Genomic DNA, 25,298 nt, shown 5'->3' on the forward strand with positions numbered 1-25,298 from the left:
AGAGCCGGGACAGGGCCCGAGCGGTTCGTCGCGATGGTCCCGAACCGTTGCCCACCTTGGCTTCTGCGAGGAGCACGGTGCCGAAGGCCAGGCTCTCCTTCAGTCGGTTCGTCGCGAACAGGAAGGGGAACACGATGAGCGCCAACGGTTACACGGCGAGGCACCGGGCGATGCTGCAGGCGATCGCGGACGGGCGTGGCCAGCTGCTGTGCGGGCGTGTGCCCAGTCTCGCCGTCGACGGACTGTGGTGCGACTTCGCCGCCACCGGCCAGATGTTCGCCGAGGGCCTGTTCCGCCCGGCGCGGCCTGCCGCGTTCGGCGCGCAGGCGCCCGCCGAGCTGACGACGTCCGGACTGCGCGTCCTGAGCTCGTTCGCGTGAGGAGACCGAGATGAAGTGGTGGCAGGACAAACGACGCGTGGGCCTCTTGGCCGTTGCTGTGGCGGCGCTGCTCGCCGTTGTCGCGGTGGTGCTGGTCGCCGTGCGCACAGATCGCACCGCGGCACCACCACCGGACCCGTCCACGAGTCCGGCCACGGCCTCCACGACCGCGCCGGACATGACCAGCTTCGCCGTGTACTTCCACCAGGGCTCGCCGGACGATCCCCGCGAGGTGGTCGCGGTGCCGCGGTCGGTGCCGAAGACCGCGGCGGTCGCGACGGCGGCACTGACGGAGCTGTTGCGCGGTCCCACCGAGGCGGAGCGCACGAGCGGCCACTGGTCGATGTTCGGGAACGGCACGGCGGACCACCTCAGGAGCGTCCGCGTCGTCGACGGGGTCGCCTACGCGGACTTCCGGGACTTCCGGGAGGCGATTCCGAACGCGAGCTCCAGCTTCGGTGGCGCGGCACTGCTCGCGGAACTCGACTCGACACTCAGGCAGTTCCCCACCGTCAAGTCCACTGTGCACTCCTTCGACGGCGACGTGTCCGCCTTCTACCACTGGCTGCAGCTGACGCCACCGTCCCAGGACGACGTCGGGGACGCGACGGCCGAGGCGAGGCGGTTCCTGCTCGACGTCGCCGGCATGCGCGCCGTGTTCACCGGGACGGCCCGGCGCACCGGTGACCTGGCCGAGGTCACCTGCTACCCGCCGAGGGCGAACGACGTGACCGTGCCGTCGACGGGACAACCCACGGTGGTGGCCCTGCGCAGGGACAACGGCAGGTGGACGGTCACCGCGGCCGCTGCCGGGGTGATCCAGGTCGACGGGCCCCGCTCCGGCGACGTGGTCGCCACCCCGCTGGCCGTCAGCGGTCGCGCGCACGTGTTCGAGGGCAACGTGACCGTGCGCGTCCTGGTGGACAAGGCCTCCACCGAGATCGGCCGCGGCTTCGTGACCGGGGGAGGGGACGCGCTGCAGCCGTTCACCGGGACGATCCCCTTCGCCCAGCCCAACGGCGGCGAGGGATGGGTGCTGTTCCAGGAGTTCTCGGCGGCGAACGGCGACGTCGTGCTCACCACGGCCGTCCGGGTGGGTTTCGGTGTGGCGCAACCGAAGGCGACCGGGAACGGCTGACGCTCAGGCGGGCTCGAACGCACCGGGGTCGGCGCAGTACTCCTGCGCCGCCGCGGCGAACCGCACGGCCTGCGACCCGTCGACGTAACGGTGGTCGAAGGTCGCGGTGATCCCGAGCACGGGCCGCGCCACGACCTCTCCGTCGACCACCACGGCCCGGTGCTCCACCGCCCCCACCAGCACGAGCACCGGAACGCGGTAGTACGCGGCCAGGGGCGAGAACGCGCGCCGCACTCCCCACATGCCGACCGAGGTGATCATCGCACCGCCGAACGCCTCCCGCGGCAGGCCGATCGCCCGGAGGTCCAGGCCCAGTCCCGACGTGAGCCAGGCGCCGCAGCGCAGCACCGGCCGCAACAGCCAGACCGGCAGCCACCCGAGCAGTGCCTTGCCCTTGCCGAACTCCGGGTCGGTGCCGTCGGCGATCGCGGAGTGCCGGCGCGCCAGCTCCTCCGCGACGTCCACAGCGGACTTGTGCGCGACGTCGCTGATCTTCACACCGCTGAGTTCCTTGTCACCGTGGACCGACGTGATGAAGAAGACGTCGATCGACTCGCGGTCGTGCTCGCGCCCCAGCACGACACGGGTGCGCAGCTCGGGAACGCGGGCGAGACCGCGGGCGACCGCTCTGCCGACGAGGTGGGTGACGGTGACGTGCCGTCCGCTCGTGGCCCGGACGTGCGCGATGTGGTCGAGCATCGCCTGCGCGTCGACGTCGAGCTCGCCGTAGAACTGGGGATCCGAGGGAGGCCGCCACGCGGCCCAGGCGAGTTTGCGCCACGTCGGGAGGGTCCGCGAGGTCATGATCGTCTCCTTCTCGTTCGCACCAGCGCGATCACGGGCAGGGTGAACACCAGCGACCCCAGCACGGCCAGCGGGCGTTGCACCCACCAGACGAGGTCCGGGGCGCGGTCGTCGGAGATCTGGCCGGCGAGCACGAGGTAGCCGAACGTCCTGGCGAGCGCCATTCCGGTGCTGTGGAACAGGAACAGCGGCAGCGCGACCGCGTTGACCACCGTCACGATCCGCCGCGCGGGGCCGTGCCGCAGCAGGCGTTTCACCAGAGGGCGGGTCACCTCGGCGAACCCGACCTGGAAGGCGAGCAGCGCCACCAGAACGAACGTGGGCGGGCCCACGTTGGAGAGCCGGTCGCCGGGCACCCCGACCATGGATCCGGGGTAGAGGCCGGAGGACACCAGCCCCGCCAGGCAGAACAGGCCGCCGGACAGCAGCGCCCAGCCCGTCCGCCTGGTCAGCCGCTCGTGGAAGAAGCCTGCCTGATGGGCGAGCCACCACACCACGAGCATGTTGACCCAGCCGATCCAGGGCACGTCGTAGCGGAACCTCAGCACGTCCACGAGCATCGCGACGCCACCGAGCCACACGGGCACCAGCAGGTCGAACCGCCGGTGCAGCCACGAGCTGAGCGGCACCAGCGCGACGAGCACGACGTAGACGCCGACGAACCACAACGGGCTGATCACCAGCAGCACCACGCCGCGCATCCAGGGCAGGCCGAAGGCGGCGCCGACGAGCGACCCCAGCACCAGCCACGTGCACAACAAAGCCAGCGACGGGAACACCAGGTGCCGGACGTGCCGCCAGACGTACGGCCAGGCGCCGTGCTCCTTGTCACGTTCCCACGAGTGACTGTGCACGCACCCGCCGACGTAGAAGAACACCGGCAGCACCTGCAACAGCCAGGTCAGGATCCACAGCCCGGACAGGAAACCGAGCGGGCTCGTCGCCACCGGCCCGTCCGGTGTCCAGCGCAGAATCGTGAAAGCCCAGTGCCACAACACAACGACGATCAAGCTCGTGGCGCGCAGCCAGTCCAGGTACTCCTCACGCGGGCGCATACTGGAAGAACCATGAGCCGTCGTGTCGCCGCGTTCGCCGCCGCAGTCGTCCTTCTCGCCCTCGCCACCGTTCTCGTCAACCGCGTGCTGCCCGGCTGGGCCTACCCGATCACCGGCGTCGTGACCACCGCCGGGCTGGTCGGTCTCGCGTACTGGTCCGGGCTGCGTGCCGCCGCCATCGGACTCGAGCGCGCGCACCTGCGCCGCGCGGGTCTGTTCGGGCTCCTGGGCCTCGGGGTGATCGCGCTCGGGTTCGGGATCGCCCTCGCGGTGCCGGCGCTGCGGACGTTCTTCCACGACGGCCGGGTGCACGACCTGGCGGTGGGACCGCTGCTGTGGGCGATGCTGGTCCGCATCCCGTTCGGCACGGTGCTGCTGGAGGAGGTCGCCTTCCGCGGCGTGCTGCCCGCCCTGCTCGGCGGCGGGGACCGCTGGCGCTGGGGGCCGGTGCTCGGGGCGTCGGCGCTGTTCGGGCTGTGGCACGTGCTTCCCTCACTGGCGTTGACGAGCAACGCGGCGGTCGGCGCCGTCTTCGGCGGTGCGTCGCTGGCGCTGGTGTCGGTCGTGGCGATGCTCGCCGCGGCGGTCGCCGGTGTGTTCCTGCTCTGGTGGCGGCACACCGGCAAGGGCGTGCTCGCACCCGCGCTGGTGCACCTCGCGACGAACTCCGGCGGTGTGCTGGTCGCCTGGTGGGTCCTGTCGTCAGCGTGATCCGCGCGGGCGCGCGCGGGCAGGGCCGAAGTGCTCGTCCGGCGAGGGACGCCGGGCCGTGTCGCACCGGGATCTCCCTTGCTGCACTGGGTTCATGGACCACCTGAGCCCGCTCGACGCGGCGTTCCTCGACATCGAGGACGCGGATCCGCACGCCTCCCTCGCGATCGCCTCGGTGGCGGTGGTCGAGGGCCCGGCCCCGTCCCAGGACGAGTTCCTCGCCTTCCTGCGCGCCAAGCTGCACGTGCTGCCGCGCGCCCGGCAGAAGCTCGTCCGCGTCCCGCTCGACCTCGGCACGCCGGGGTGGGAGGACGATCCGGCGTTCACCCTCGCCTACCACGTGCGCCGCACCGCGTTGCCGGTGCCGGGAGGCGACGCGGAGCTGTCCGCGCTGGTCGCGCGCATCATGGGGCAGCGGCTGGACCGCGACCGCCCGCTGTGGGAGTACTGGGTGGTCGAGGGGCTCGAGGACGGCCGCTGGGCGATCGTCGCCAAGGTGCACCACTGCCTGGTCGACGGCGTGGGCGGCACGATGCTCTACGACGTGCTGTACGGCGACGCGCCCCCGCCGGAACACGCACCGGACGCGGACCCGGGCCTGCTGGCCCTGCTGGGCGCCGTGGTGACCTCTCCGCTGCGGACCGCGCGGCTGGTCACGTCCGCGGTGAGCGGACTGGTGTCGCTCCTGGGCTCTCTGTTGCCGGTGCACGCCTCTTCGTTGTTCGGGCCGCTCGGCACCGCACGGCACTATCGGATCGTCCGTACCTCGTTGGCCGAGGTGAAGGAGGTCGCGCACGCGTTCGGCGCCACCGTGAACGACGTGGTGCTCGCGGCGGTCAGTTCCGCGTACCGCGCTGTGCTGCTCGCACGGGGAGAACGGCCTGATCCGGAGAGCGTGCGGACGATGGTGCCGGTGTCGGTGCGCGGCGACCGCAGGATGGACAACCAGGTCAGCCTCCGGCTGGCGTTCCTGCCCGTCGACAGCGAGGACGTCGTGGACGCGCTCGCGGCCGTGCACGAGCGCTTCGCGGCGCTGAAGGAGGGCAACGAGGCCGAGGCGGGACACGCGGTCACCGAACTTGCGCGCCACGAACCGTTCGCGCCGTTGTCGTGGAGCATCCGGCTCGGTGCGATGCTGCCGCAACGCAGCATCGTCACGGTGACCACCAACGTGCCGGGACCGAGGGGACCGCTGGACGTGCTGGGCCGCCGGATCGTCGAGATCCTGCCCTACGTGCCGATCGCCGTGCGGATCAGGACGGGCATCGCGGTGCTCTCCTACGCAGACCGGCTGACCCTGGGCATCACCGCCGACTACGACAGCAACCCCGACGTGGACGTGCTGGCAGCGGCGTTGCGGGACGCCTTCGCCGCGCTGAGCGTCGCGGCGAAGGCACGCGTCACGCCGTCACCGCCCGCCGCAACCTCCAGGAGCCGAGCAGGAACAGCACGGCGGCGAACCCGAGCAGCACGCCCAGGTGCGGCGCCACGGTGAGGAGATCACCGCCGCGGCGGGTGAGCGCCGCGAACCCGTCGGCGGCCCAGCCGTGCGGCGTGACGAAGGCGACGGTGCGCAGCGTGGGGCTGAAGAACTCGATCGGCACCATGCACCCGCCGAACGCCGCGAGGCTCAGCCCGACCAGGATGCCCGCGCCCGTGCTCTGCTGCTGAGTGCGGCACAACGAGCCGACCAGCAACCCGGCCCCTCCGGAGACCAGTGCGAACGCGCCCAGCAGAGCGGCGGCGCCGAGCGGGTCGCCCCAGCGCACGCCGAACAGGAGGGCCGAGCCGACGAGCACGATCAGCCCTTGCAGCAACGCGATCACGACCCGGCCCAGCGCCTCGCCGGCGACCACGACACGAGCCGGCGTCGGGGTGGCGAGCATGCGCCGCGTCACACCGAGCGCGCGGGACTCGACCAGCGCGGCCGAGGTGGTGAGCGCGTTGAGGAACGTGAACAGCACGAGCTGGTTGGCCGCGCCGAGGTCGAACCCGGAGAAGTCCTGGGGGAACAAGGCCTCGCCCGTGGTGCTGGTGCGCACCTCGACCGGCTCCACCCGGATCGAGTCCACAACGGACAGTGCGGTGGCGCGGTCGAGCCCGGTGTGGGACGCGACGAAGTCACCGGAGGCGGAGCGGTTCGCCTCCCTCGTCAGGGTCGTCGTGACGAGCATCCGCAGCTGCTGACCTGTGCGGTCCGGTCGGACCAGCATCCTGGGCGTGCCGATGCGCACCAGGCCGGCACTCACCTCACCGTGCTCGACGGCCGCGCGCAACGCGGTCTCGTCGGGGAAGTCCTTGACCCGCAACGAGGGTTCGGTGCGCAGCACGCCGGCATCGCCCACCACGCCGAGCAGCGGGGTGCCGGCTCCGCCGAACGAGGCGCCGATGATGAAGACCAGCATCATCGGCAGAGCCACCAGGAAGAACAGGCCGGTGCGGTCGCGCATCACCCGCAGCAGGTTCATCCAGGCGATCGAGAGGACCTTCACGGTCGCACCACCTTCCGGAACAGCAGCAGGGCCGCGGAGCAGGTGACCGCGGCGAACGCGGTCATGGCGGCGACCGAGGGCAGCACGGCGGCGACCCCGCCGCCGGCGAGATCGGCGAGCCCGCGCAGGAACCAGCGGTGCGGCGCCACGAGACTGAGCACCTCCAGCACCCGGCCCGCCTGCGCCACCGGGAAGAACGCGCCGCCGAGCGCGCCGAGCACGATCGCGACGACGGCCTGCCAGCCACCCGCCTGTTCCGCGGTCTTCGCGAGGGCGGCCACGACGGCCATCGCCCCGGTGGCGGCCAGCACACCGGAGAGCACGAGCAGGCCGACACCGGCCGGGTGTCCCCAGCGCGCGCCCATCAGCAACGAGGACGCCACGATCAGCACCGCCATGCTCAGCACGCCGATGACGACGCTCGTGAGCAGCTTGCCCGCGAGGATCGACGAACGCCGCACCGGCGCCGCGAGCAACCGCGCCAGCGTGCCGGTGCGGCGTTCGTCGAGCAGACCGGTGACGCCGGACTGCACGGCGAAGAACAGGAAGAACACCGCCATGCCTGCCGCGTACTGGGTCTTGGGGTCGAGCTGGCGGCGGTTCGTGGTGTCCTCGGCGAGGACGGTCTCGGGCAGCGATGCCGCCGCCTCGGCCGCCAGTTCCGCCGGTGGCGTGGTGACTCCGGAGTGGACGGTCGCCGCCACCGCGACCCGCACCGCGGCCAGACGGCCGGTGTAGGCCTCCGCGAGTGAACGGGCGACCTGGGTGCCGGTCGGAGCGTCGACGTCGCCGACGACCTCGATCCGTGCCGCACGACCCGCGGTCACGTCCTCGGTGAGGCCCTGCGGCAGCAGGAAAGCCGCGGTGACCTCACCTCCGTCCACCCACGACCTGGCCTCGGCGGCGGACGACGCGGTGCGGATCTCGATCGCGCCCGACGACGCCGCGCCGCGCAGCACCTCGCCGGTGAACGTCGTGGCGACGACACCGCGGTCGGCGTCGGCGACGGCGTAGCGGAACACCTCGCCGTCGCCGCCGATGTTGCCCAGGATCAGGGTGAACACGCCGGCGAGACCGAGCGGCAGCACGAGCGCCAGCACGTAGGCGGTGCGGTCCCTGGCTCGTTCGCGCAGGTCGCGCAGGGCGATCAGCAGTGCGTGCCGCATGGTCACTCCCGCAGTGCTTTGCCGGTGAGGTGCAGGAAGACGGTCTCCAGGTTCGGCTCGTCCACCTCGACGGAGCGCACCACGACACCGTTGGAGGTGACGGCCGACAGCACGACGGGCAGGCATTCCCGCGCGTCGTCCACCACGAGCTCGACGCCGTGCCCGTGCACCGCCACGTTCTTCACGTCGCGCAGCTCGCCGAGCATCGTCGCGGCGTGGGCGAGATCTCCGTCCAGCAGCAACGAGATCCGGTCCCGTTCGCCGAGCTTCTCCACGAGCTCGCGGCGGGTGCCCTCGGCGATGAGCCGCCCGGAGTCGATGACGCCGACGCGGTCGCAGAGCCGTTCGGCCTCCTCCATGTAGTGCGTGGTGTAGAGGATCGCCATGCCCTCGGCGGCGAGCGCCCGGACGTTGTCCATGATCTGGTTGCGGCTCTGCGGATCGACGCCCGCGGTGGGTTCGTCGAGCACCAGCAGCCGAGGTTCGTGCAGCAGCCCGATCGCGACGTTGAGCCGCCGTTTCATGCCGCCGGAGTACTCGCGGGCCAGGTCGCCCGCGCGGTCGGTCAGGCCGACCACGTCGAGCACGTGGTCGACGCGGGAGCGGGCCGCGCCGTAGAGGCTCGCGAAGAACCGCAGGTTCTCCCGGCCGGTGAGGTCGGGGTAGAGCGCGAGTTCCTGCGGCACGTAGCCGACCAGCCGTTTGGCGGCGATCGCCCGGGGTGACATCGGCTGTCCGGCGACGACCACCTCACCGGCGTCCGGTTCGAGCACGCCGGTGATCATCGAGATCGTGGTCGTCTTGCCGGCGCCGTTGGGTCCGAGCAGTCCGTAGGTCTCGCCTTCCGCGATCGTGAACGAGACGTCGTCCACGGCCTGGACGTCACCGAACCTGCGGCTCAGGCCGGAGCATGAGAGGACCGTCATGGTGCGCTCCTTCCAACGGGACCACGACGACGGGACACACGGCGTGCCGCAGGCAGTAGCTCGTGACGGAGCTCATCACCAGGACGTCCGCCCGGTGCGAGCCGTGCTCACCGACCACCAGGCAGGCCGCGCCGGCGGAACGCTCCACCAGCACCGGACCCGCCACGCCCTGCGGCACCTCGGTGTCGATGCGCACGTCGAGCACCGACGGGCCGAGCGACTCCAGGGCGGCCTCCAGGTCCTGGCGGTGCCTCTCGCTGAACGGGTCGACACCCTCGTCGAGCGAGGGGTTCAACTGGCAGACCGACAACGCCAGCACGGACGCGTTGGTGCGCTTGGCCTCCGCGACGGCCCAGGCGAGTGCTCCCCGCGCGGCGGGGGAGCCGTCGACGCCGACGACGATGCGGGACTTGTCCTTCATGGGTCGCTCCTCGAGTGGGTTCGGTGATCAGCGTGCCCAGTGCGCGCCGCCGTCGCGCAGAGCCCTTCGTCCCGTACCGGCACCGGCTTTCGCACGTGTCGCGGGCTTCGGCGCGGATGAACGCTGGGAACGGGACACCCGAAGACCTGAGGAGGACCGCCATGCGCGAACCCACCGTGGCCTCACTGATGACCGCCGAGGTCATCGGTGCGAGCCCCGACACCTCGTTCCAGGACCTCGTGCGACTGCTCGAGGAGAACAAGATCAGCGCCCTGCCGGTGGTCGAGGACGACCGGCCCGTCGGCGTGGTCTCCGAGGCGGACCTGCTGCCGAAGGAGGAGTTCCGCGCGGGTGCCGAGGAGCCTCCCGGTCTCTTCGCCGGACGCGCGGAGAAGCACCGCTGGGCGCAGTCCGCCGGGCTCACCGCACGGGACGTCATGACCTCCCCTGTGCGGACGACGACCCCGGACACCCCGGCGAGCAAGGCGGCGCGTGAGCTCGCGATCTCGGGCGTGCGCAGGCTGTTCGTGGTCGACGACGACGGCGTCCTGGTCGGCGTGCTGTCCCGCCGGGACCTGCTGTCGCTGTTCGTCCGCGAGGACGCCGACCTGCGCCGCCAGATCCAGGACGAGGTCTTCGGCCGGACGCTGTGGGTCGACCCCCTGACCATCGGCGTCACCGTCGCCCAGGGCGTCGTCACGCTGAGCGGCCGGTTGGAGCGGCGCAGCGAGATCGACATCGCGGAGCACCTCGTGCGGTCGACCCCCGGCGTGGTGGAGGTCCACAACAACCTCAGGCCGGAGTGGGACGACTCGAAGCCTCCGCGCCAGACCGAGATCTTCGGCTGATGGCCGGCTCGATCGTGGTCGGGGTCGACGGCTCGCCGGTCTCGAAGGCGGCCCTGCGCTGGGCCGTGGACGAGGCCGTGCGGCGGGACTCCGACGTGGCGGCGATCTCGGTGTGGCACCGCGACAACGGCGTCGTCTCGGGCCCCGTGCCCGTGGAGGTGGCCGCACAGTTGTCGGAGGAGCACCAGAAGTCCCTCGGGCAGAAGGCCCTGGACGAGGCGTTGTACGACATCGGCAACGTCGGCGCGCGCATCCGTCCGGTGCTCGTCGAAGGCGATCCGCGGCATGTGCTCGTGGAAGCCTCCGCGGACGCGGATCTCCTCGTCGTCGGCAACCGCGGGCACGGCGCGGTCACCGAGACACTGCTCGGTTCCGTCAGCGCACAGTGCGTGCACCACGCGGCCTGTCCCGTCGTGGTCGTGAAGGAGGCGACGACCGGATGACCAGAAAGCACTGGAGCGACATGACTCCGTGGCAGCGCAGGACCGCGGTGGCCACGGGGGTCGTCGAGGTCCTCCTCGCCGCGGCGGCGTGGACCGACCTGGCACTGCGACCGGCGCAGTTCGTGCGCGGCAGGAAGCTGTGGTGGGCACTGGCGATCCTGGTCAACTTCGCCGGCCCGGTCGCCTACTTCCGCTGGGGCAGGCGAACCTGATCCGCGCCCGGCCGGCCGACCGGCCGGGCGCTCGACCTGCCCGCGTGTGAGCTCACCGCTCGAGCATGCCGGGGCCGAAGACCTCGTAGTGGACGTCGTCCGCACTCACGCCGCGGCGGAGGAGTGCGGCACGTACGTCGCGCATGAAGGTGATCGGGCCGCACAGGTGGACGATCGCGTCCGCCGGCAGCGGGATCGCGTCCACGTCGACGCGTCCGGACCGGCCGTCCCCGTCGCCGTTCTCGTACCAGGTCATCTGCTGGGGACCGGCGAGGCGGACGTACTCCTCGCGGTGTGCGTGCCGATCCGCCGAGATCTCGGCGTGCACGGCGACGACCGTGCGTCGGGGCTGGGTGGCGGAGAGGTGGCCGAGCATCGACACCATCGGGGTGATGCCGATGCCCGCGCTGATGAGCACCACGGGCCGGTCGCCGGGCTGGAGGGCGACCTCGCCCGCCGGAGGACCGACCAGCACGGTGTCGTCGGCTCGCACGTGGTCGTGCAGGAAGCTCGACACCGCGCCGTCCGGGGCGCCGTCCACACCGCGGACACGGCGCACGGTGATGCGCAGCTCGTCTCGCCCGGGTGCCTGCGACAGCGAGTACTGGCGCGGCTGCCGTTGCCCGTCCGGCAGGTCGACCGCCACGGACACGTACTGGCCAGGCTCGAACGCCGGCACCGGGCCGCCGTCGTCGGGCAGCAGCGTGAAGGACACGGTGTCGGCAGCCTCCTCGGCGCGCTTCGCGACGCGCCAGGGCCGCCACAGCGTGTCGGGGGTGACGCCGGCGGTCTGGAACAGACGTGCCTCGGCGGCGATCAGCGACACCGCGAACAGCCAGTAGACCTCGTCCCACGCCGCGGCGACCTCCGGTGTGACGGCGTCACCGAGGACCGCGGCCACGGCGCCGATGAGGTGCCTGCCGACGATCGGGTACTGCTCGGGCCGCACGCCGAGCGAGACGTGCTTGTGGGCGATGCGCTCGGCGATCGGACCGAACGGTGTCCCGTCGAGCAGGTGCTGGGCGTACGCGACCACGGCGGCCGCCAGCGCGAGCTGCTGCTTGCCGCTGGCCTGGTTGCCCTGGTTGAACAGGTTCAGCAGCTCGGGGTGCGCGGCGAACATCGACGGGTAGAACTCGGCGGTGATCTCGGCGGCGTGGTCGCGGACGACGGGCAGCGTCGCACGCACCACGGCGGCTGAAGCAGCGGAAAGCACGGAGGACTCCTCGAGAAGGATCGGGAGGATGGCGCGGGAACGCGCGATCGCAGCTCGAGCCTGCGCGATCAGGTGTGGTCCACCGCAGATCGGAACGTCGTCTCAGGAACGGGACCTTGGTCCCTGGAACCGGTCGCGGCGAGCGATCGCGCAGACCACGACGACGATGCCCGCCGTCGCCATCAGCGGCTGGAGCCAGCTGAACGTCCGGATGACGGCGACCTGCATCAGGATCCACCCCACGAGGAGCGCGCCGGCCGCCGCGGTGACGAGCCTCCACTGTGGATGGTTCCGTCCGCACAGCCAGGCGGCCAGCGTCATCGGCAGTGCGACGACGAGGCTCAGCCCTGCCGCGGCGAGGGCGCCGCTGTGCAGGGGCAGCCTCGCCGTGATGGCGGGCCCGAAGTCGAGGACTCCCGTCGCCAGACCGGCGGCCCCCGCCCACGCGGACAGCGCGATCGCGCCGGCGAACAGGTTGATCCACGGATGCGCGATCCGCTTCGCTCGTGTGTCCACGTCGGTTCCTCCTCGTGGGACGGGGGAGAGCACGGCGATCGCCCACGCGGGTGCGGTGCCGCTCAGGAAGCCGCAGAAGCCTTGCGGCGCTTGGGCGACATCCGTCGACCGTGGCCGAGAACGGTGTGCAGCAGACCGATTCCGGCCACGAAGCCGAAGTCGTACCAGTTGCCGTTGTTGTGCACCTCGTAGATGTTCACGTTGTCGGTGAACAACGAGATGAGGAACGTGACCGGGTAGATGAGCCCGTGCCACACCCCGCGCCAGAACCCGGCGACCGGAACTCCCTGCACGGAGGACACCACGTTCGGGCCTGCCGCGCAGGCCGTGACGACGAGCGCCACGGCCGCGAGCACGACCCACGTCCGGCGGGACATCGCTGCTCAGTCCTTCTGGCGTGACCGGAGGACGCGCGCGACGACCAGGAGCGCGGCGACGGCGACGGAGCCGGCGATGGCCACCAGCTTGTTCACGTCGACCGCCGGCTGCCAGCGGAGCTTGCCGTTGTCGATCACGTAGGCCCCGGCCGGCTTCGCGTTGATGCCGAACCCTCCGCCCTCGCCCTGCTGGCCCTTCTCGTCCTTCCCCGTGCCGCCGCCCGCACCGCCCGCGATCGTGGCGGCGGGGATCACGGTGATCCCGTCCCGTTCGACGGGCTCGCCGTAGACGGTGCGCGCTTTCAGCGAGTCCTTGGTGTTGCCCATGATCTCGTCGATCTTCATCGTCGCTCCTTCGGCGTCGGGCTGACGGTTCCAGCCTCGGCCGTGGCGACAGGAGGAGACAGGGTCTCAGGTCCCCGCGCGGGTGAGCCTCAAGCCACTGCGCGGGTCTGCGCCGCGATCTCCAGGTCCTCCCGCGCGGGCACGACCCACACGCCGGCAGCCGACTCGTCCGCGCTGATCAGCCCAGGTCCGTCGTTGCGGTTCGAGTCCACCGCCACACCGAGGAACCCCAGCCCCGCGGTGGTGTCGGCACGCAGCACGGCGTCGTGCTCGCCCACGCCGCCGGTGAACACGAGCAGGTCGATCCCGCCCAGCGACGCCGCCATGGCGGCGACGCCCTGACGCAAGCGGTGCACGTACACCTCGAGTGCGAGTCCCGCGCGCGGGTCACCGGCGCCGGCGGCCCGGCGGACGTCGCGCAGGTCACCGCCGACGCCGGACAGTCCCGCGAGCCCCGCGTGGTGCTCCAACCCGTCCTCGAGCTCGTCGAGGGACAGTCCCGCCCGCTGCAGCCACACCAGCAGGCCGGGGTCGACGTCGCCGCTGCGGGTCGCCATCACCAGGCCCGCCAGGGGAGTGAAGCCCATCGTCGTGTCCACCGACCGTCCACTCGCGACGGCGGCGAGCGACGCCCCGGCGCCGAGGTGACAGCTGACCACGCGGGCGTCCGGCGTGCCGGCCAGTTCTGCCGCGCGCCGGGACGCGTAGGAGTGCGAGAGCCCGTGGAACCCGTACCTGCGCGGCTGCCACTTGCGTTGCCACGACTCGGGAATCGCGTAAGTCGTCGCGGCGGAGGGCATCGTGGTGTGGAACGCCGTGTCGAAGCACGCGACGTGGGGGATCGAGGGCAGCAGCTCACGGGCGGCGTCGATCCCGGCCAGCGCACGGGGCTGGTGCAACGGTGCGAGAGCGGTGAGTGCCTCGATCTCCCCGCGCACGTGATCGTCGATCGCTGTGGCACTGGTGAAAGTGGATCCGCCGTGTACGACACGATGTCCCACCGCGTCGACGTCAGGGGCGTCGGTGAGGAAGTCCTTCAGCGGACCGGTGTCTCCCTGCCAGCGCTCGGCGTGGTGCTCGGCGAGAACGGTGCCGTCCTCGCCGAGCACACCGAGCTTCAGGCTGGAGGAGCCCGCGTTCACCACGAGGACGTTCACTGCCAGGTCCACTCGCGGATCTCGGGCAGGTCCTCGCCGTGCTCGCGGATCCAGGCGTGGTGGCGGGTGCGCTGGTCCTGCATGAACTGCCGCAGCCTGGCCGCCTTCGGACCGAGTCCCGGCACCCGGTCGACCACGTCGATCACGAGCCGGTAGCGGTCCATGTCGTTGAGCACCAGCATGTCGAACGGCGTGGTCGTGGTGCCTTCCTCCTTGTAGCCGCGGACGTGGAAGTTGTGGTGGTTGGTGCGCCGGTAGGTCAGCCGGTGGATCAGCCAGGGATAACCGTGGTAGGCGAACAGGACCGGGCGGTCGGTGGTGAACAGGGCGTCGAACTCGCGGTCCGGCATTCCGTGCGGGTGCTCGGTCTCGGGCTGCAGCCGCATGAGGTCCACCACGTTCACCACGCGGACTCGTAGTTCCGGCAGGTGTTCGCGCAGCAGACGGGCCGCGGCGAGCACCTCGACCGTGGGCGCGTCACCCGCGCAGGCGAGCACGACGTCGGGTTCGCTGACGCCGTCGTCCGTGCTGGCCCACTCCCAGATGCCGGCGCCGCGGGTGCAGTGCAGCACGGCCTCCTCGGGGTCGAGCCAGTCCGGCGTCTCGTTCTTGCCGGCCACGACGACGTTCACGTAGTCCTTGCTGCGCAGGCAGTGGTCCGCCACCGCGAGCAACGTGTTGGTGTCCGGCGGCAGGTAGACGCGGACGACCTCGGCCTTCTTGTTCATGACGTGGTCGATGAAACCGGGGTCCTGGTGGGAGAAGCCGTTGTGGTCCTGCCGCCACACGTGCGAGCTGAGCAGGTAGTTGAGCGACGCGACGGGCCTGCGCCACTCCAGCTTCTTGTGCGTCTTGAGCCACTTGGCGTGCTGGTTGAACATCGAGTCGACGATGTGGATGAACGCCTCGTAGCAGTTGAACAACCCGTGCCGGCCGCTGAGCAGGTAGCCCTCCAGCAGGCCCTGGCACAGGTGCTCGGACAGGACCTCTATCACCCGGCCGTCGTGGACCAGGTGCTCGTCCACCGGCAGCGTCTGCGCCTGCCACTGCTTGCCGGTGACGTCGAACAGCGCGTCGAGCCGGTTGGAGGCGGTCTCGTCCGGCCCGAAGACGCGGAAGTTCCGCCGGTCCGCGTTGAGCGTGACGACGTCGCGCAGCATCCGGCCGAGCACCCTGGTCGGCTCGGAGTGCGTGGTGCCGTGCTTGCTCACCTCGACGGCGTGGGTCTTGAGACCGGGCATCTTCAGCTCGCGCAGCAGAAGGCCGCCGTTGGCGTGCGGTGTCGCGCCCATGCGCCGGGTTCCCTCGGGCGCGAGGGCGACGAGTTCCGGTCGTGGCGCGCCGCTCTCGTCGAACAGCTCGGCCGGCCGGTAGCTGAGCAGCCACTGCTCCAGCTGCCGCAGGTGGTCCGGGTTGTCCCGCACACCGGCCAGCGGCACCTGGTGCGCGCGCCAGGTGTTCTCGACCGGCACGCCGTCCACTTCGGACGGACCGGTCCAGCCCTTGGGGCTGCGCAGCACGATCATCGGCCACGTCGGCCGGTCCTGCGAGCCCTTGATCCGCGTGATCTCGTCGACGACCTGGTCGAGCACCTCGGCCATCCGCGTGTGCATCGCCTCCGGCTCGTCGCCCTCCACGTAGAAGGGCGCGTAGCCGTAGCCGCGCAGCAACGCGTCGAGCTCGTCGTGGGGGATCCGGGCCAGCAGTGCCGGGTTGGCGATCTTGTAGCCGTTGAGGTGCAGGATCGGCAGCACCACGCCGTCGCGCTGGGGGTGGAGGAACTTGCCCGCGTGCCAGCTGGTCGCGAGCGGCCCGGTCTCCGCCTCGCCGTCACCGACCACGCACGCCACGATGAGATCGGGGTTGTCGAGCGCGGCGCCGAACGCGTGCGCGAGCGAGTACCCGAGCTCACCGCCCTCGTGGATGGAGCCGGGCACCTCGGGCGCCACGTGGCTCGGTACGCCACCGGGGAACGAGAACTGCCGGAACAGCCTGCGCATGCCCTCCCCGTCGCGCGGCACGTCCGGATGTGTCTCGCTGTAGGAGCCCTCCAGCCACGTGTTGGCGAGCAGCGCGGGGCCGCCGTGACCGGGACCGGTGACGAACAGGACGTCGAGCTCGCGTTCCCTGATGACCCGGTTGAGGTGGGCGTAGACGAAGTTCAGGCCCGGTGTGGTGCCCCAGTGGCCGAGCAGTCTCGGCTTGATGTGCTCCGGCGCCAGGGGCTCGCTCAGCAACGGGTTGTCCATGAGGTAGATCTGGCCCGCGGACAGGAAGTTCGCGGCTCGCCAGTACGCGTCGACCAGCGACAGGTCGGCGTGGGACATCTCGCACTCCTCTGCTCGGTGTGCCTTCACGATGCTGACCTGATCGATCAGGGAACAGGGACCCAGGTCCCTGTCCGCACGGCCCCTTGGCACCTGTCGCGCGGTGATCGAGTTCGACGACAGTGCACCCATCAGGACCAACGGAGGTGTTCGATGAAGCACGCAGGCGCGACCGAGATCGGCAACGTGGTGGTGGAGCTCGGTGAGCGCGTACCCGCCGAAGCCCGGCAGTACGCGCACGACAAGATCGCACCGCTCAGCCGCTACGCACCCGCGCCGGTGCAGTTCGCGCGAGTGCGGCTGACCCGTCCCGGACCGCGCACCGTCGCGGTCCGGGTGAACCTCGACGTGAACGGCACCTCGTTGCCCGCGCAGGCGGAGGCCGCCACGTTCACCGAGGCGATCGACGAGGTGCACGACCAGCTGCACACCCGGCTGGTGAAGATGCACAACTGACCGGCGTGCATGACGAAGGGCGCTTCCCGTGCGGGGAAGCGCCCTTCGTCGTGTACAGAGGTCTATTCGTGCACGGCCCGAGGTGGAATCACGACGACCGGGCATTCCGCGTGCTTGATGCAATGCGCGGTGACGCTGCCGAGGAGCGCTCCCGCCAGTGGCCCGTGTCCTCGCGTGCCCAGCACGAGCAGGTCCGCGTGCCGTGAGGCGCGCACGAGCGCGTCCGTTGCCTGACTCACCACCGTGGTCTCCACGACCTCGGGCGCCGACGGCACCGCGGCCCGAATGTCCAGCACCGCCGAGTGCAGTTCCTGCGCCGGGTGCCGCTGCGGCTTCTCCCGGTACGGGTGGATCCCCATGGAGGTCGCCGGGACGAAGGCGTCCTCGCGTTGCCAGGCCAGCACGGCCTCCACGTCGGCCCCGGTGCGGCCGGCCTCGGTCAGCGCCCACTTCAGCGCGGCGCGGGAGGACGCGGAGCCGTCCACTCCCACCATGATCACTCGTCGTCTCATCGGTTCTCCCATCGCTCTCCCCGAGCGTGCGGCAGCAGCGGAAGCGTTGGCAGGGACCAATGGCATGTTGCGGCCGAGCCCATCCGCACTGCTTCCTCCCGTCGAGGACCGCGACGCTGGGACCATGAGCGACTCAGAACCCAAGCCCGTCGTCGTCGGGGTGGACGGGTCACCCGCCGCCAGGGCCGCGCTGAGCTGGGCCGCCGACGAGGCCCGCCGCCGGAACCGCCCGCTCGTGGTGATCTCGGCCTGGTACCGCGAACCCGGCGTCGTGATCGGCCCGCTGCCCGCCGAGATCGGCATGCGGATGACGCCCGAGCGCGTCGAAGCCGCCCAGCGCGCCGTGGTGGACCACGCGGTCAAGGACATCACCGAGGTCGGGCTGCGCACCGTGGTGGTCCACGGTGATCCGCGCAGTGAGCTCATCGACGCCTCCGCCGACGCCGAGCTGCTCGTAGTCGGCAGCCGCGGCCACGGCCCGTTCGTCGCGGCCGTCCTCGGCTCGGTCAGCTCGTACTGCGTTCACCACGCCCTGTGCCCCGTCGTGGTGGTGAAGGAGGCGCGGCCGCGGCAGGAGGAGCGCAACGGCGATGTCGTCCGTCCTCCGCTGACCCCGGGACCGCTGCTATGACTCTCGCGAGCACCGGGCTCTCGTCGGCGGAGGCCGCTCGACGGCTGCACGACGACGGCCCCAACGTCCTGCCGCAGACCCGCCGGCGGCATCCGCTGTTGCTGCTGGTCGAGCAACTCGTCCACTTCTTCGCCCTGATGCTGTGGGTCGCCGCGGTGCTCGCGCTCGTCGCGGGCATGCCCGCACTGGCCGTCGCGATCGTCGTCGTGGTGGTGCTCAACGGCGTCTTCGCGTTCGCCCAGGAGTACCGCGCCGACCGGGCCGCCCAGCGGCTGCGCGATCTCATGCCACTGCGCGCCACGGTGCGCAGGGACGGTCACCTCCGCCAGGTCGACGCCGCCGACCTCGTCGTCGGCGACGAGCTGGTCCTGGAGGCGGGCGCGCGGGTCTGCGCCGACGGCGAGGTGCTGACCTCGGCGGGGCTCGCCGTCGACGAGTCGATGCTGACCGGCGAGAGCGTGCCGGTCAGGCCCGTTGCAGGACAACGAGTTCACGCGGGCACCTACGTCACCGAGGGCGAGTCGGCCGTGGCGGTGACCGCGACCGGCGCGCACACCGAGCTCGCGGGTATCGCCGCGCTGACCCAGGAGGCGAAGCCGCCCCGCAGTCCGCTCGCCGGGCAGCTGCACCGGGTCGTGGTCGTCGTCGCGGTGCTCGCGATCGCGGTGGGCCTGACGTTCTTCGGCGTCGCGGTCCTGCTGGGGCTGTCGCTCACCGAGGGTTTCCTGTTCGCGGTCGGCGTCACCGTCGCGCTGGTCCCCGAAGGCCTGCTGCCGACCGTCACGCTGTCCCTCGCCCGCGCCGCGCAGACCATGGCCACCCGCAACGCGCTGGTGCGCAGGCTCGACGCCGTGGAGACGCTGGGCGCCACGACGTTCATCTGCACCGACAAGACCGGCACCCTGACCCGCAACGAGATGTCGGTCGTGCACGTCTGGACGCCGGCCGGCGAGGTGACCGTGCACGGCGACGGGTACGAGCCCACCGGCACGGTGAACGGCTCGCCCGAGGCGGTCGACCAGGTGCGCGCACTGGCGAGCAGCGCGAAACGGTGCTCGCCCACCGCCCACGCCCGGCAGCACGAGAACCGCTGGCTGCCCGTCGGCGACCCGATGGAGGTCGCGCTGCACGTCCTCGCCGCCCGTGTCGGTGTCGACGGCCCGTCGGCGGACGCCGTGCGGTTCCCGTTCGACCCCAGGCGCCGCCGTTCGTCCGTTGTGGACTCCGACGGCGTGCACGTCGCCGGTGCTCCGGACTCGGTGCTGCCGCAGTGCCGTCCGGCACCCGGCGCCGGTGACGCGATCGCGGCCCTGGCCCGGCGCGGGTTGCGCGTGCTCGCGGTGGCGCGCAGGCCGGCGCGTCCGGACGACGAGACCTCCTGGGAGCACGCGGAACGCGACCTGGAGCTGCTCGGGCTGGTGGGCCTGCAGGACCCGCCTCGCGACGACGTCGCCGACGCCATCACCGCGTGCCGGTCGGCGGGCATCCGCATCGCCATGATCACCGGCGACCACCCCGCGACCGCGCGGGCGATCGCCGAGCAGGTGGGCCTGCTTGGACCCGACCGCCTCGTGGTGGAGGGGGCGGCGCTGCCCGCCGACCCCGACGAGCTCGGTGCGCTGCTGGACCGCGACGGAGTCGTCGTCGCCCGTGTCACGCCAGAGGACAAGCTGCGCATCGCCACCGCGCTGCAACGCAAGGGCCACGTGGTCGCCATGACCGGCGACGGCGTGAACGACGGCCCCGCCCTGCGCGCGGCGGACATCGGTGTCGCGATGGGAGCGTCCGGCACCGACGTGGCACGCGAGGCGGCCGACCTGGTGCTGCTCGACGACCACTTCAGCACGATCGTCGCCGCGGTGGAACTGGGCCGCGCCACGTTCGCCAACATCCGCCGCTTCCTGACCTACCACCTCACCGACAACGTCGCCGAGCTGACGCCGTTCGTGGTGTGGGCGTTGTCCGGAGGCTCGATACCGCTCGCGATCACGGTGCTCCAGGTGCTCGCCCTGGACATCGGCACGGACCTGATGCCGGCACTCGCGCTCGGCGCCGAACCACCGAACTCCCGCACCATGCGCGGCCGTCTGCGCACCGGCTCGCTCATCGACGGCTCGTTGCTGCGGCGGGTGTTCGGAGTGCTCGGCCCCGCCGAGGCACTGGTGTCGATGGCGGCGTTCCTGGTGGTGCTGCTCGCGGGCGGCTGGCGGCTGGGGGACACCCCGGACGCGGCACTGCTCGCGACGGCGTCCGGCACGGCGTTCACCGCGATCGTGCTGGGTCAGCTGGCCAACGCCTACGCGTGCCGCAGCGCGTCGCGGCCGGTGACGTCGAAGAGGTTGGCGGGCAACAGGTTGCTGCTCTGGGCGGTGGCGTTCGAGCTCGCCGTGCTGGTCGTGTTCCTCTTCGTGCCGCCGCTTCCCACGCTGCTCGGCGGGCAGGCGCCGAGCGCACTGGGCTGGGCGCTCGCCGTGGCCACGGTGCCCGCGGTCCTGCTTGCGGACGCGGCGGCGAAAGCCTTGCTGGCGCGCAGGCACGCGCGGACGTCATCACCGCGCTGACGAGTGTCGCTCAGTTGCGACCGATCAGGTCGGCGACCTCGCCGGGGTGTGCGGCCGGGCTGGTGGAACGGACACCGTTGCTCCAGCCCAGGTCCTCACGCCAGCGCAGCACCGGTCCCCGGCCGGTGACCAGCTCGCCGCACATGGGGCGTGTGGGTGAGAGTTCCAGAACGACCTGCGTGACGTCGACGCCCTCGCGCGCAAGGGCGTCGACGACCTCGTCGAAGTATCTGGTGATGGCGACCGGGGTCCGGGCTACGCCGGTGTGGTGCACGGGGAACCTCCTGCTGGACTGAGCGAAGGCCCACACTCTGCGTCGTGTGGAGCAACCGTCCCAGGGGCCAAGGTCCCGTTCTCGCAGGGACCGGTGGAGAGCGACCGGCACCGCGGAGCCGGCGCACGGTCGCGCTGTCACAACGGTCCGGTGCCGTTCTCGCCCGATGAACGCAGGTGGGCCTGCAGGAATGCGAGCTGTTGATCGCTGATCCGGTCGAAGGCCGTGCCCGTGTACACGTCGAAGTGGCCGAGCGGGTAGTGGCGCAGGTCCGCGTGCGGTGCTCGGGCGGCGATGCGGGCGGCGAACGCGCTGGACGCCTGCAGGTCGTGGTCGGCCAGGCACATCAGCAGGGGCATGGACAGTCGTTCGGCGGTGCCGGGAACGTAGCGCGGCAGGGCGAACACGAACCTCGGCGCGAGCTCGTTGCGCCAGCCGGTCGCCTCGCCTCCGAGCGCGGCGAAGGTCCTTCTCGCGTCGGGCTCCGTGAACACCGCCACCCGTCCGGGCGGGGCGACCACCGGCACCAGGTGCGGCGGCTCGCCGCGCCGGGCGCCCAGCACGTCGCGGACGGCCGCCGCGGTGAACTGCAGGGTGCGTGCGGTGACCTCCCGGTCGAGGCGTTGCCGCAGCGTGCGTCCCCGGTGGAAGCCGTCGATCACGGGTACCTGCGACACCACGGCGGCGATGCCGGGGTCGGCGGCGGCGACCGCGAGCACGTGCCCGCCGCTGAGCGAGGTGCCCCACACGGCGACGCGGCGCGGGTCGATCTCGGGCAGGCCCCGGACGTGGGCGATCGCTGCCCGGTAGTCCTCGCGCTGAGCCGCGACGTCGATGACCTGCCTCGGTTCGCCCGCGCTGGCGCCGAAACCGCGGTAGTCGAAGACGAAGGCGGCGATTCCACCGCGCGCGAACTTCTCGGCGTAGGCGGGAAGTCCCAGCCTCTTGGTGCCGCTGCCGCCGTGCGCCATCACGACGCACGGCAGGGGTCCTGACGCCTCGTCCGGCAGGTGGAGGTCCGCGGCGCAGCGCACGCCGGCGGAGTCGAAGAACACTTCACGCGGGGAGGACATGGCAACCTGCTTTCTCCTCCTCGTCGAGGAGGTCGAGTGCGTGACGCGCCACCGACGCAGGCGGTGATGCCGCGTCGCCCCATTCCTCGAGCGTCCCGTTCGGCGTGGTCCCGGCCGCAGTGCCGTTGGTCCTCTCCGGCGACCGTCCTCCGCCCCGGCCGGGATCTCGCGGGACCTTCGGCGCGCACGCCGATGCCGCTGGGTTCTGGTCACCCGACCGCCAGGAGCAGACGGTGGAGTGGAATGCCTCGCCGTTGTCCGGGCGGTCTGCGCAGGCAGATCCGCATACCCCCGGGGGTAGTTGTCGGAACGCTCGGGCGAGACGTACAGTGGCTTCAGGAGGTACCCCAGGGGGTATGTGATCCGGACGGGGAATTCCATTGACGGCCAAGCGGTACGACACGAGAAGGAAGATCATGACGGTAGAAGTCGAGGTCGTGACGACCTCGTCACTGGGCGACCGGAGCTACCTCGCACACGACGGACGGGTGGCGGTGGTGGTCGATCCGCAACGCGACATCGACCGGGTGGTGGCACTGGCGGGCCGGCGCGGGGTGCGCATCACGCACGTCGTGGAGACCCACCTGCACAACGACTACGTGTCCGGCGGACTGGCGCTGGCGAAGCTGACGGGCGCCGTGTACGCGGTGGCGGCAGCGGATGACGTGAAGTTCGAACGCTCACCGGTGCGCGACGGCGACGAGATCGTGCTGTCCGACCGGATGCGGCTGACCGTGGTGGCCACGCCGGGGCACACGTTCCACCACCTGTCGTACGTCCTGCACGGCGAGGACGGCCCGATCGGTGTGTTCACCGGCGGTTCGCTGTTGTTCGGCACGACGGGCCGGACGGACCTGCTCGGCAAGCAGCACGCCGACATGCTGGCGCGCCACCAGCACGCCTCGGTGCGACGGCTCGCCGACCTGGTGCCGGACGGGGCGCAGGTGTGGCCCACGCACGGGTTCGGCAGCTTCTGCTCCGCGACCCAGGCGGACGCGCCGTCCTCGACGATCGGCAGGGAGAAGACCGCGAACCCGGCGCTGCGGCTGGAGACCGACGACTTCGTCGCGCAGGTGCTCGCCGGGCTGGACGCCTATCCCGCCTACTACGCCCACATGGGCGCGCGCAACGCCGAGGGGGCCGAGCTGGCCGACCTGACGCCGGTGCGCGTAGCGGACCCGGCGGAGCTGCGCGGCCGGATCGACGCCCAGGAGTGGGTCGTGGATCTGCGCTCGCGCAAGGCTTTCGCCCATCGCCACCTGGCCGGCACGCTGAGCTTCGGCCTGGACGGGCCGATGTCCACCTGGCTGGGCTGGATGGCGCCGTGGGGCGCACCCATCACGTTGCTGGGCGAGTCCGCCGAGCAGGTGGCGGAGGCGCAGCGCGAGCTGGTGCGGATCGGGATCGACCGGCCCGCGGCCGCGGCGACCGGTGCCCCGGAGCAGTGGGCAGGCGACGAGAGCCGGCTGGGTGAGCTGGCCGTGGCCACGTTCACCGACCTCGCCGCGGCACGGGCGGGGCAGCCGCCGCACGGGTTGCCTCCCGCCGACGTGCTGCTGGACGTGCGCATGGGCGGTGAGTGGCAGCAGGGCCACCTCGACGGGGCGCTGCACATCCCGTTGCCCGACCTGCCGCAGCGGGTGGCGGACGTGCCCGGCGGTGTGGTGTGGGTGCACTGCCAGTCCGGTTACCGGGCGTCGATCGCGGCGAGTGTGCTCGCCAGGGCGGGCCGCACGGTGGTGCACGTCGACGACGACTTCGACACCGCCCGGAACGCCGGTCTGCTCGTGACGGGGGAGCAGCGGTGAGCACTGCGGTGACGCTGGAAGCGGCGGAGCTCCGGCAGCTGGTGGAGTCCGGGAACGGGCCGCGGCTCATCGACGTGCGCACCCCCGGCGAGTTCGAGGCCGCGCACATCCCCGGTGCCTACAACGTGCCGCTCGACCTGTTGCGCGAGCACAGGGACGAGCTGCGCCACCACCTCGACGAGCAGGTGGTGCTGATCTGCCGGTCCGGACAGCGGGCAGGGCAGGCCGGCCAGGCGCTGACGGCGGCGGGCCTGCCCCACCTCCGGCTGCTGGCCGGCGGGATGACGGCCTGGCAGGCGGCGGGAGGCCCGGTGCGGCACGGGACACCGCGCTGGGACCTCGAACGCCAGGTCCGGCTGGTGGCGGGCGCGATCGTGGCGATCGCGGTGCTCGTCGGGGCCTTCGTCCCGCCCGTCACCTGGCTCGCGGGTCTGGTCGGCGCAGGTCTGGTCGTGGCCGCGCTGAGCAACACCTGCCTGCTCGGCCAGCTGCTGGCGAAGCTGCCGTACAACCGCGGCCCGCGCGCCACCGTCGAGGCCGTGGTCGCCGCGCTGGGTGACGGGAGGGGGTGAGCACGATGATCGTCCTGACGCTGCTCGCCGCGGTGCTCGTCGGGGTCGCCCTGGCGGTGCTGGGCGGCGGTGGGTCGATCCTGACCGTGCCGATCCTGGTCTACCTCGCCGGTCAGGACCCCAAGCAGGCGATCGCGATGTCGTTGTTCGTCGTGGGGGTCACCAGCGCGGTCGGTGCGGTGGCACACGCACGGGCTGGCCGGGTGCGGTGGCGCACCGGACTGGTGTTCGGCGCGGCCGGCATGGCCGGGGCGTACGGCGGCGGCAGGCTCGCGCAGTTCATCCCCGGTACGTGGCTGCTGGTGGGTTTCGCGCTGATGATGATCGCGACCGCCGTGGCGATGATCCGCGGACGTCGTGAGGGTGTCCAGGCGAAGCCGCACGGAGAGCTGCCGATCGGACGCGTCGTCGCCGAGGGCGTCGCGGTGGGCGCGGTCACCGGACTGGTCGGCGCGGGCGGCGGTTTCCTGGTGGTGCCCGCGCTGGCGTTGCTGGGCGGCCTGCCGATGGCGGTCGCGGTCGGCACGTCCCTCGTGGTGATCGCGATGAAGTCCTTCGCCGGACTGGCGGGGTACCTGGCGACCGTCCACGTCGACTGGACGCTGGCCGTGCTGGTCACCCTGGCGGCGGTGGCGGGCAGTCTGGCGGGCGGCAGGCTGGCCGGACGGATCCCGGAGACGGTGCTGCGCAAGGGGTTCGGCTGGTTCGTGCTCGTGATGGGTGGCTTCGTGCTGGCCCAGCAGGTCCCCGTCGCGGCCTGGATCGTCCCGGTCGTGCTCGCCGCCGCGGGCGGTGGCGCGTGGCTCGTGCACCTCAAGCGCCGCAAGGTGACGGCGGGTGGCGGCCCCGAGTAGGGCCGCCACCCTTGCCCACCGTC

General features: G+C 71.7%; 28 protein-coding genes. 13 read left to right on the plus strand and 15 right to left on the minus strand.

What is annotated here, in order from left to right:
- Positions 1-134 precede the first annotated feature (134 nt).
- A complete protein-coding gene (locus ACSHWB_RS36410) occupies positions 135-380 on the plus strand; it encodes a hypothetical protein (protein WP_439657844.1) in 246 nt (81 codons plus the stop codon).
- Positions 381-390: 10 nt separating this feature from the next.
- Positions 391-1,518, plus strand: a complete 1,128-nt coding sequence (locus ACSHWB_RS36415; protein ID WP_439657845.1) for a Gmad2 immunoglobulin-like domain-containing protein — start codon at positions 391-393, stop codon at positions 1,516-1,518.
- Positions 1,519-1,521: 3 nt separating this feature from the next.
- Here ACSHWB_RS36415 and ACSHWB_RS36420 read toward each other — a convergent pair whose 3' ends face one another.
- Both ACSHWB_RS36420 and ACSHWB_RS36425 read right to left on the minus strand, forming a co-directional pair.
- The gene (locus ACSHWB_RS36420; RefSeq protein WP_439657846.1) at positions 1,522-2,322 is read right to left on the minus strand and encodes a 2-oxo acid dehydrogenase subunit E2; all 801 of its coding nucleotides are present in this window, start codon (positions 2,320-2,322) and stop codon (positions 1,522-1,524) included.
- Positions 2,319-3,377: an acyltransferase family protein gene (locus tag ACSHWB_RS36425; RefSeq protein WP_439657847.1), complete on the minus strand. Its 1,059-nt coding sequence runs from the start codon at positions 3,375-3,377 to the stop codon at positions 2,319-2,321. The genes ACSHWB_RS36420 and ACSHWB_RS36425 overlap by 4 nt, the downstream gene beginning before the upstream one ends.
- Before the next feature lie 12 nt (positions 3,378-3,389).
- On the opposite strand from ACSHWB_RS36425, the gene ACSHWB_RS36430 reads away from it, so the two are divergent.
- Both ACSHWB_RS36430 and ACSHWB_RS36435 read left to right on the plus strand, forming a co-directional pair.
- Positions 3,390-4,088, plus strand: a complete 699-nt coding sequence (locus ACSHWB_RS36430; protein WP_439657848.1) for a CPBP family glutamic-type intramembrane protease — start codon at positions 3,390-3,392, stop codon at positions 4,086-4,088.
- Between the two features lie 94 nt (positions 4,089-4,182).
- The gene (locus ACSHWB_RS36435; RefSeq protein WP_439657849.1) at positions 4,183-5,583 is read left to right on the plus strand and encodes a wax ester/triacylglycerol synthase family O-acyltransferase; all 1,401 of its coding nucleotides are present in this window, start codon (positions 4,183-4,185) and stop codon (positions 5,581-5,583) included.
- Here the strand turns inward: ACSHWB_RS36435 and ACSHWB_RS36440 are convergent.
- From ACSHWB_RS36440 to ACSHWB_RS36455, 4 genes are read right to left on the minus strand one after another with little or no spacing between them, the layout of a single operon-like run.
- Positions 5,489-6,580, minus strand: a complete 1,092-nt coding sequence (locus ACSHWB_RS36440; protein ID WP_439657850.1) for an ABC transporter permease — start codon at positions 6,578-6,580, stop codon at positions 5,489-5,491. The two genes, ACSHWB_RS36435 and ACSHWB_RS36440, sit on opposite strands and share 95 nt — an antisense overlap.
- Positions 6,577-7,746 carry an ABC transporter permease gene (locus tag ACSHWB_RS36445; RefSeq protein ID WP_439657851.1) on the minus strand — a complete coding sequence of 390 codons (1,170 nt, stop codon included), beginning with the start codon at positions 7,744-7,746 and terminating at the stop codon, positions 6,577-6,579. Before ACSHWB_RS36445 ends, ACSHWB_RS36440 begins: the two co-directional genes overlap by 4 nt.
- A gap of 2 nt (positions 7,747-7,748) precedes the next feature.
- The gene (locus ACSHWB_RS36450; protein ID WP_439657852.1) at positions 7,749-8,672 is read right to left on the minus strand and encodes an ATP-binding cassette domain-containing protein; all 924 of its coding nucleotides are present in this window, start codon (positions 8,670-8,672) and stop codon (positions 7,749-7,751) included.
- On the minus strand, positions 8,629-9,093 hold the full coding sequence (locus tag ACSHWB_RS36455; protein WP_439657853.1) for a universal stress protein: 465 nt from the start codon (positions 9,091-9,093) through the stop codon (positions 8,629-8,631). Before ACSHWB_RS36455 ends, ACSHWB_RS36450 begins: the two co-directional genes overlap by 44 nt.
- Before the next feature lie 161 nt (positions 9,094-9,254).
- Between ACSHWB_RS36455 and ACSHWB_RS36460 the strand changes: the two genes are divergently transcribed.
- From ACSHWB_RS36460 to ACSHWB_RS36470, 3 genes are read left to right on the plus strand one after another with little or no spacing between them, the layout of a single operon-like run.
- Positions 9,255-9,941, plus strand: a complete 687-nt coding sequence (locus ACSHWB_RS36460; RefSeq protein ID WP_439657854.1) for a CBS domain-containing protein — start codon at positions 9,255-9,257, stop codon at positions 9,939-9,941.
- Complete coding sequence (locus ACSHWB_RS36465; RefSeq protein ID WP_439657855.1) at positions 9,941-10,384, plus strand: universal stress protein; 444 nt, start codon at positions 9,941-9,943, stop codon at positions 10,382-10,384. Before ACSHWB_RS36460 ends, ACSHWB_RS36465 begins: the two co-directional genes overlap by 1 nt.
- Positions 10,381-10,596, plus strand: coding sequence for a PLDc N-terminal domain-containing protein (locus tag ACSHWB_RS36470; RefSeq protein WP_439657856.1), 216 nt, complete (start codon positions 10,381-10,383; stop codon positions 10,594-10,596). Before ACSHWB_RS36465 ends, ACSHWB_RS36470 begins: the two co-directional genes overlap by 4 nt.
- A gap of 52 nt (positions 10,597-10,648) precedes the next feature.
- On the opposite strand, the gene ACSHWB_RS36475 is transcribed toward ACSHWB_RS36470, so the two are convergent.
- From ACSHWB_RS36475 to ACSHWB_RS36500, 6 genes are all read right to left on the minus strand, one after another.
- On the minus strand, positions 10,649-11,812 hold the full coding sequence (locus ACSHWB_RS36475) for a globin domain-containing protein (protein ID WP_439657857.1): 1,164 nt from the start codon (positions 11,810-11,812) through the stop codon (positions 10,649-10,651).
- Positions 11,813-11,914: 102 nt separating this feature from the next.
- Positions 11,915-12,328, minus strand: a complete 414-nt coding sequence (locus ACSHWB_RS36480) for a hypothetical protein (RefSeq protein WP_439657858.1) — start codon at positions 12,326-12,328, stop codon at positions 11,915-11,917.
- A 62-nt stretch (positions 12,329-12,390) separates the two neighbouring features.
- Positions 12,391-12,705, minus strand: a complete 315-nt coding sequence (locus tag ACSHWB_RS36485; RefSeq protein WP_439657859.1) for a hypothetical protein — start codon at positions 12,703-12,705, stop codon at positions 12,391-12,393.
- 6 nt (positions 12,706-12,711) lie between these two features.
- Positions 12,712-13,050 carry a spore germination protein GerW family protein gene (locus tag ACSHWB_RS36490; protein ID WP_439657860.1) on the minus strand — a complete coding sequence of 113 codons (339 nt, stop codon included), beginning with the start codon at positions 13,048-13,050 and terminating at the stop codon, positions 12,712-12,714.
- A gap of 89 nt (positions 13,051-13,139) precedes the next feature.
- Complete coding sequence (locus ACSHWB_RS36495; RefSeq protein ID WP_439657861.1) at positions 13,140-14,219, minus strand: acetate/propionate family kinase; 1,080 nt, start codon at positions 14,217-14,219, stop codon at positions 13,140-13,142.
- On the minus strand, positions 14,204-16,534 hold the full coding sequence (locus ACSHWB_RS36500; protein ID WP_439657862.1) for a phosphoketolase family protein: 2,331 nt from the start codon (positions 16,532-16,534) through the stop codon (positions 14,204-14,206). Before ACSHWB_RS36500 ends, ACSHWB_RS36495 begins: the two co-directional genes overlap by 16 nt.
- Before the next feature lie 153 nt (positions 16,535-16,687).
- Between ACSHWB_RS36500 and ACSHWB_RS36505 the strand changes: the two genes are divergently transcribed.
- A complete protein-coding gene (locus tag ACSHWB_RS36505; protein ID WP_439657863.1) occupies positions 16,688-16,990 on the plus strand; it encodes an HPF/RaiA family ribosome-associated protein in 303 nt (100 codons plus the stop codon).
- A 62-nt stretch (positions 16,991-17,052) separates the two neighbouring features.
- On the opposite strand, the gene ACSHWB_RS36510 is transcribed toward ACSHWB_RS36505, so the two are convergent.
- Positions 17,053-17,502 (minus strand): universal stress protein, encoded by a 450-nt coding sequence (locus ACSHWB_RS36510; protein WP_439657864.1) that lies wholly within the window; start codon positions 17,500-17,502, stop codon positions 17,053-17,055.
- A 124-nt stretch (positions 17,503-17,626) separates the two neighbouring features.
- Between ACSHWB_RS36510 and ACSHWB_RS36515 the strand changes: the two genes are divergently transcribed.
- Both ACSHWB_RS36515 and ACSHWB_RS36520 read left to right on the plus strand, forming a co-directional pair.
- Entirely contained in the window at positions 17,627-18,133 is a 507-nt protein-coding gene (locus ACSHWB_RS36515; RefSeq protein WP_439657865.1) for a universal stress protein, read from the plus strand.
- Positions 18,130-20,694, plus strand: a complete 2,565-nt coding sequence (locus tag ACSHWB_RS36520; protein WP_439657866.1) for a cation-translocating P-type ATPase — start codon at positions 18,130-18,132, stop codon at positions 20,692-20,694. Before ACSHWB_RS36515 ends, ACSHWB_RS36520 begins: the two co-directional genes overlap by 4 nt.
- Positions 20,695-20,704: 10 nt before the next feature.
- Here the strand turns inward: ACSHWB_RS36520 and ACSHWB_RS36525 are convergent, their stop codons facing one another.
- On the minus strand, positions 20,705-20,968 hold the full coding sequence (locus ACSHWB_RS36525; RefSeq protein ID WP_439657867.1) for a hypothetical protein: 264 nt from the start codon (positions 20,966-20,968) through the stop codon (positions 20,705-20,707).
- Positions 20,969-21,105: 137 nt separating this feature from the next.
- Positions 21,106-22,041 (minus strand): alpha/beta hydrolase, encoded by a 936-nt coding sequence (locus ACSHWB_RS36530; protein WP_439657868.1) that lies wholly within the window; start codon positions 22,039-22,041, stop codon positions 21,106-21,108.
- A 416-nt stretch (positions 22,042-22,457) separates the two neighbouring features.
- Here ACSHWB_RS36530 and ACSHWB_RS36535 point away from each other — a divergent pair, with 416 nt between their 5' ends.
- The 3 genes from ACSHWB_RS36535 to ACSHWB_RS36545 are packed head-to-tail and all read left to right on the plus strand — an operon-like array spanning position 22,458 to position 25,275.
- A complete protein-coding gene (locus ACSHWB_RS36535; RefSeq protein ID WP_439657869.1) occupies positions 22,458-23,849 on the plus strand; it encodes an MBL fold metallo-hydrolase in 1,392 nt (463 codons plus the stop codon).
- A complete protein-coding gene (locus ACSHWB_RS36540) occupies positions 23,846-24,421 on the plus strand; it encodes a rhodanese-like domain-containing protein (RefSeq protein ID WP_439657870.1) in 576 nt (191 codons plus the stop codon). Before ACSHWB_RS36535 ends, ACSHWB_RS36540 begins: the two co-directional genes overlap by 4 nt.
- A 5-nt stretch (positions 24,422-24,426) precedes the next feature.
- Positions 24,427-25,275 carry a sulfite exporter TauE/SafE family protein gene (locus ACSHWB_RS36545; protein WP_439657871.1) on the plus strand — a complete coding sequence of 283 codons (849 nt, stop codon included), beginning with the start codon at positions 24,427-24,429 and terminating at the stop codon, positions 25,273-25,275.
- Positions 25,276-25,298 lie beyond the last annotated feature (23 nt).

The sequence above is a fragment of the Lentzea sp. HUAS TT2 genome (genome assembly GCF_051853195.1).
Taxonomy (GTDB): Bacteria; Actinomycetota; Actinomycetes; order Mycobacteriales; family Pseudonocardiaceae; genus Lentzea.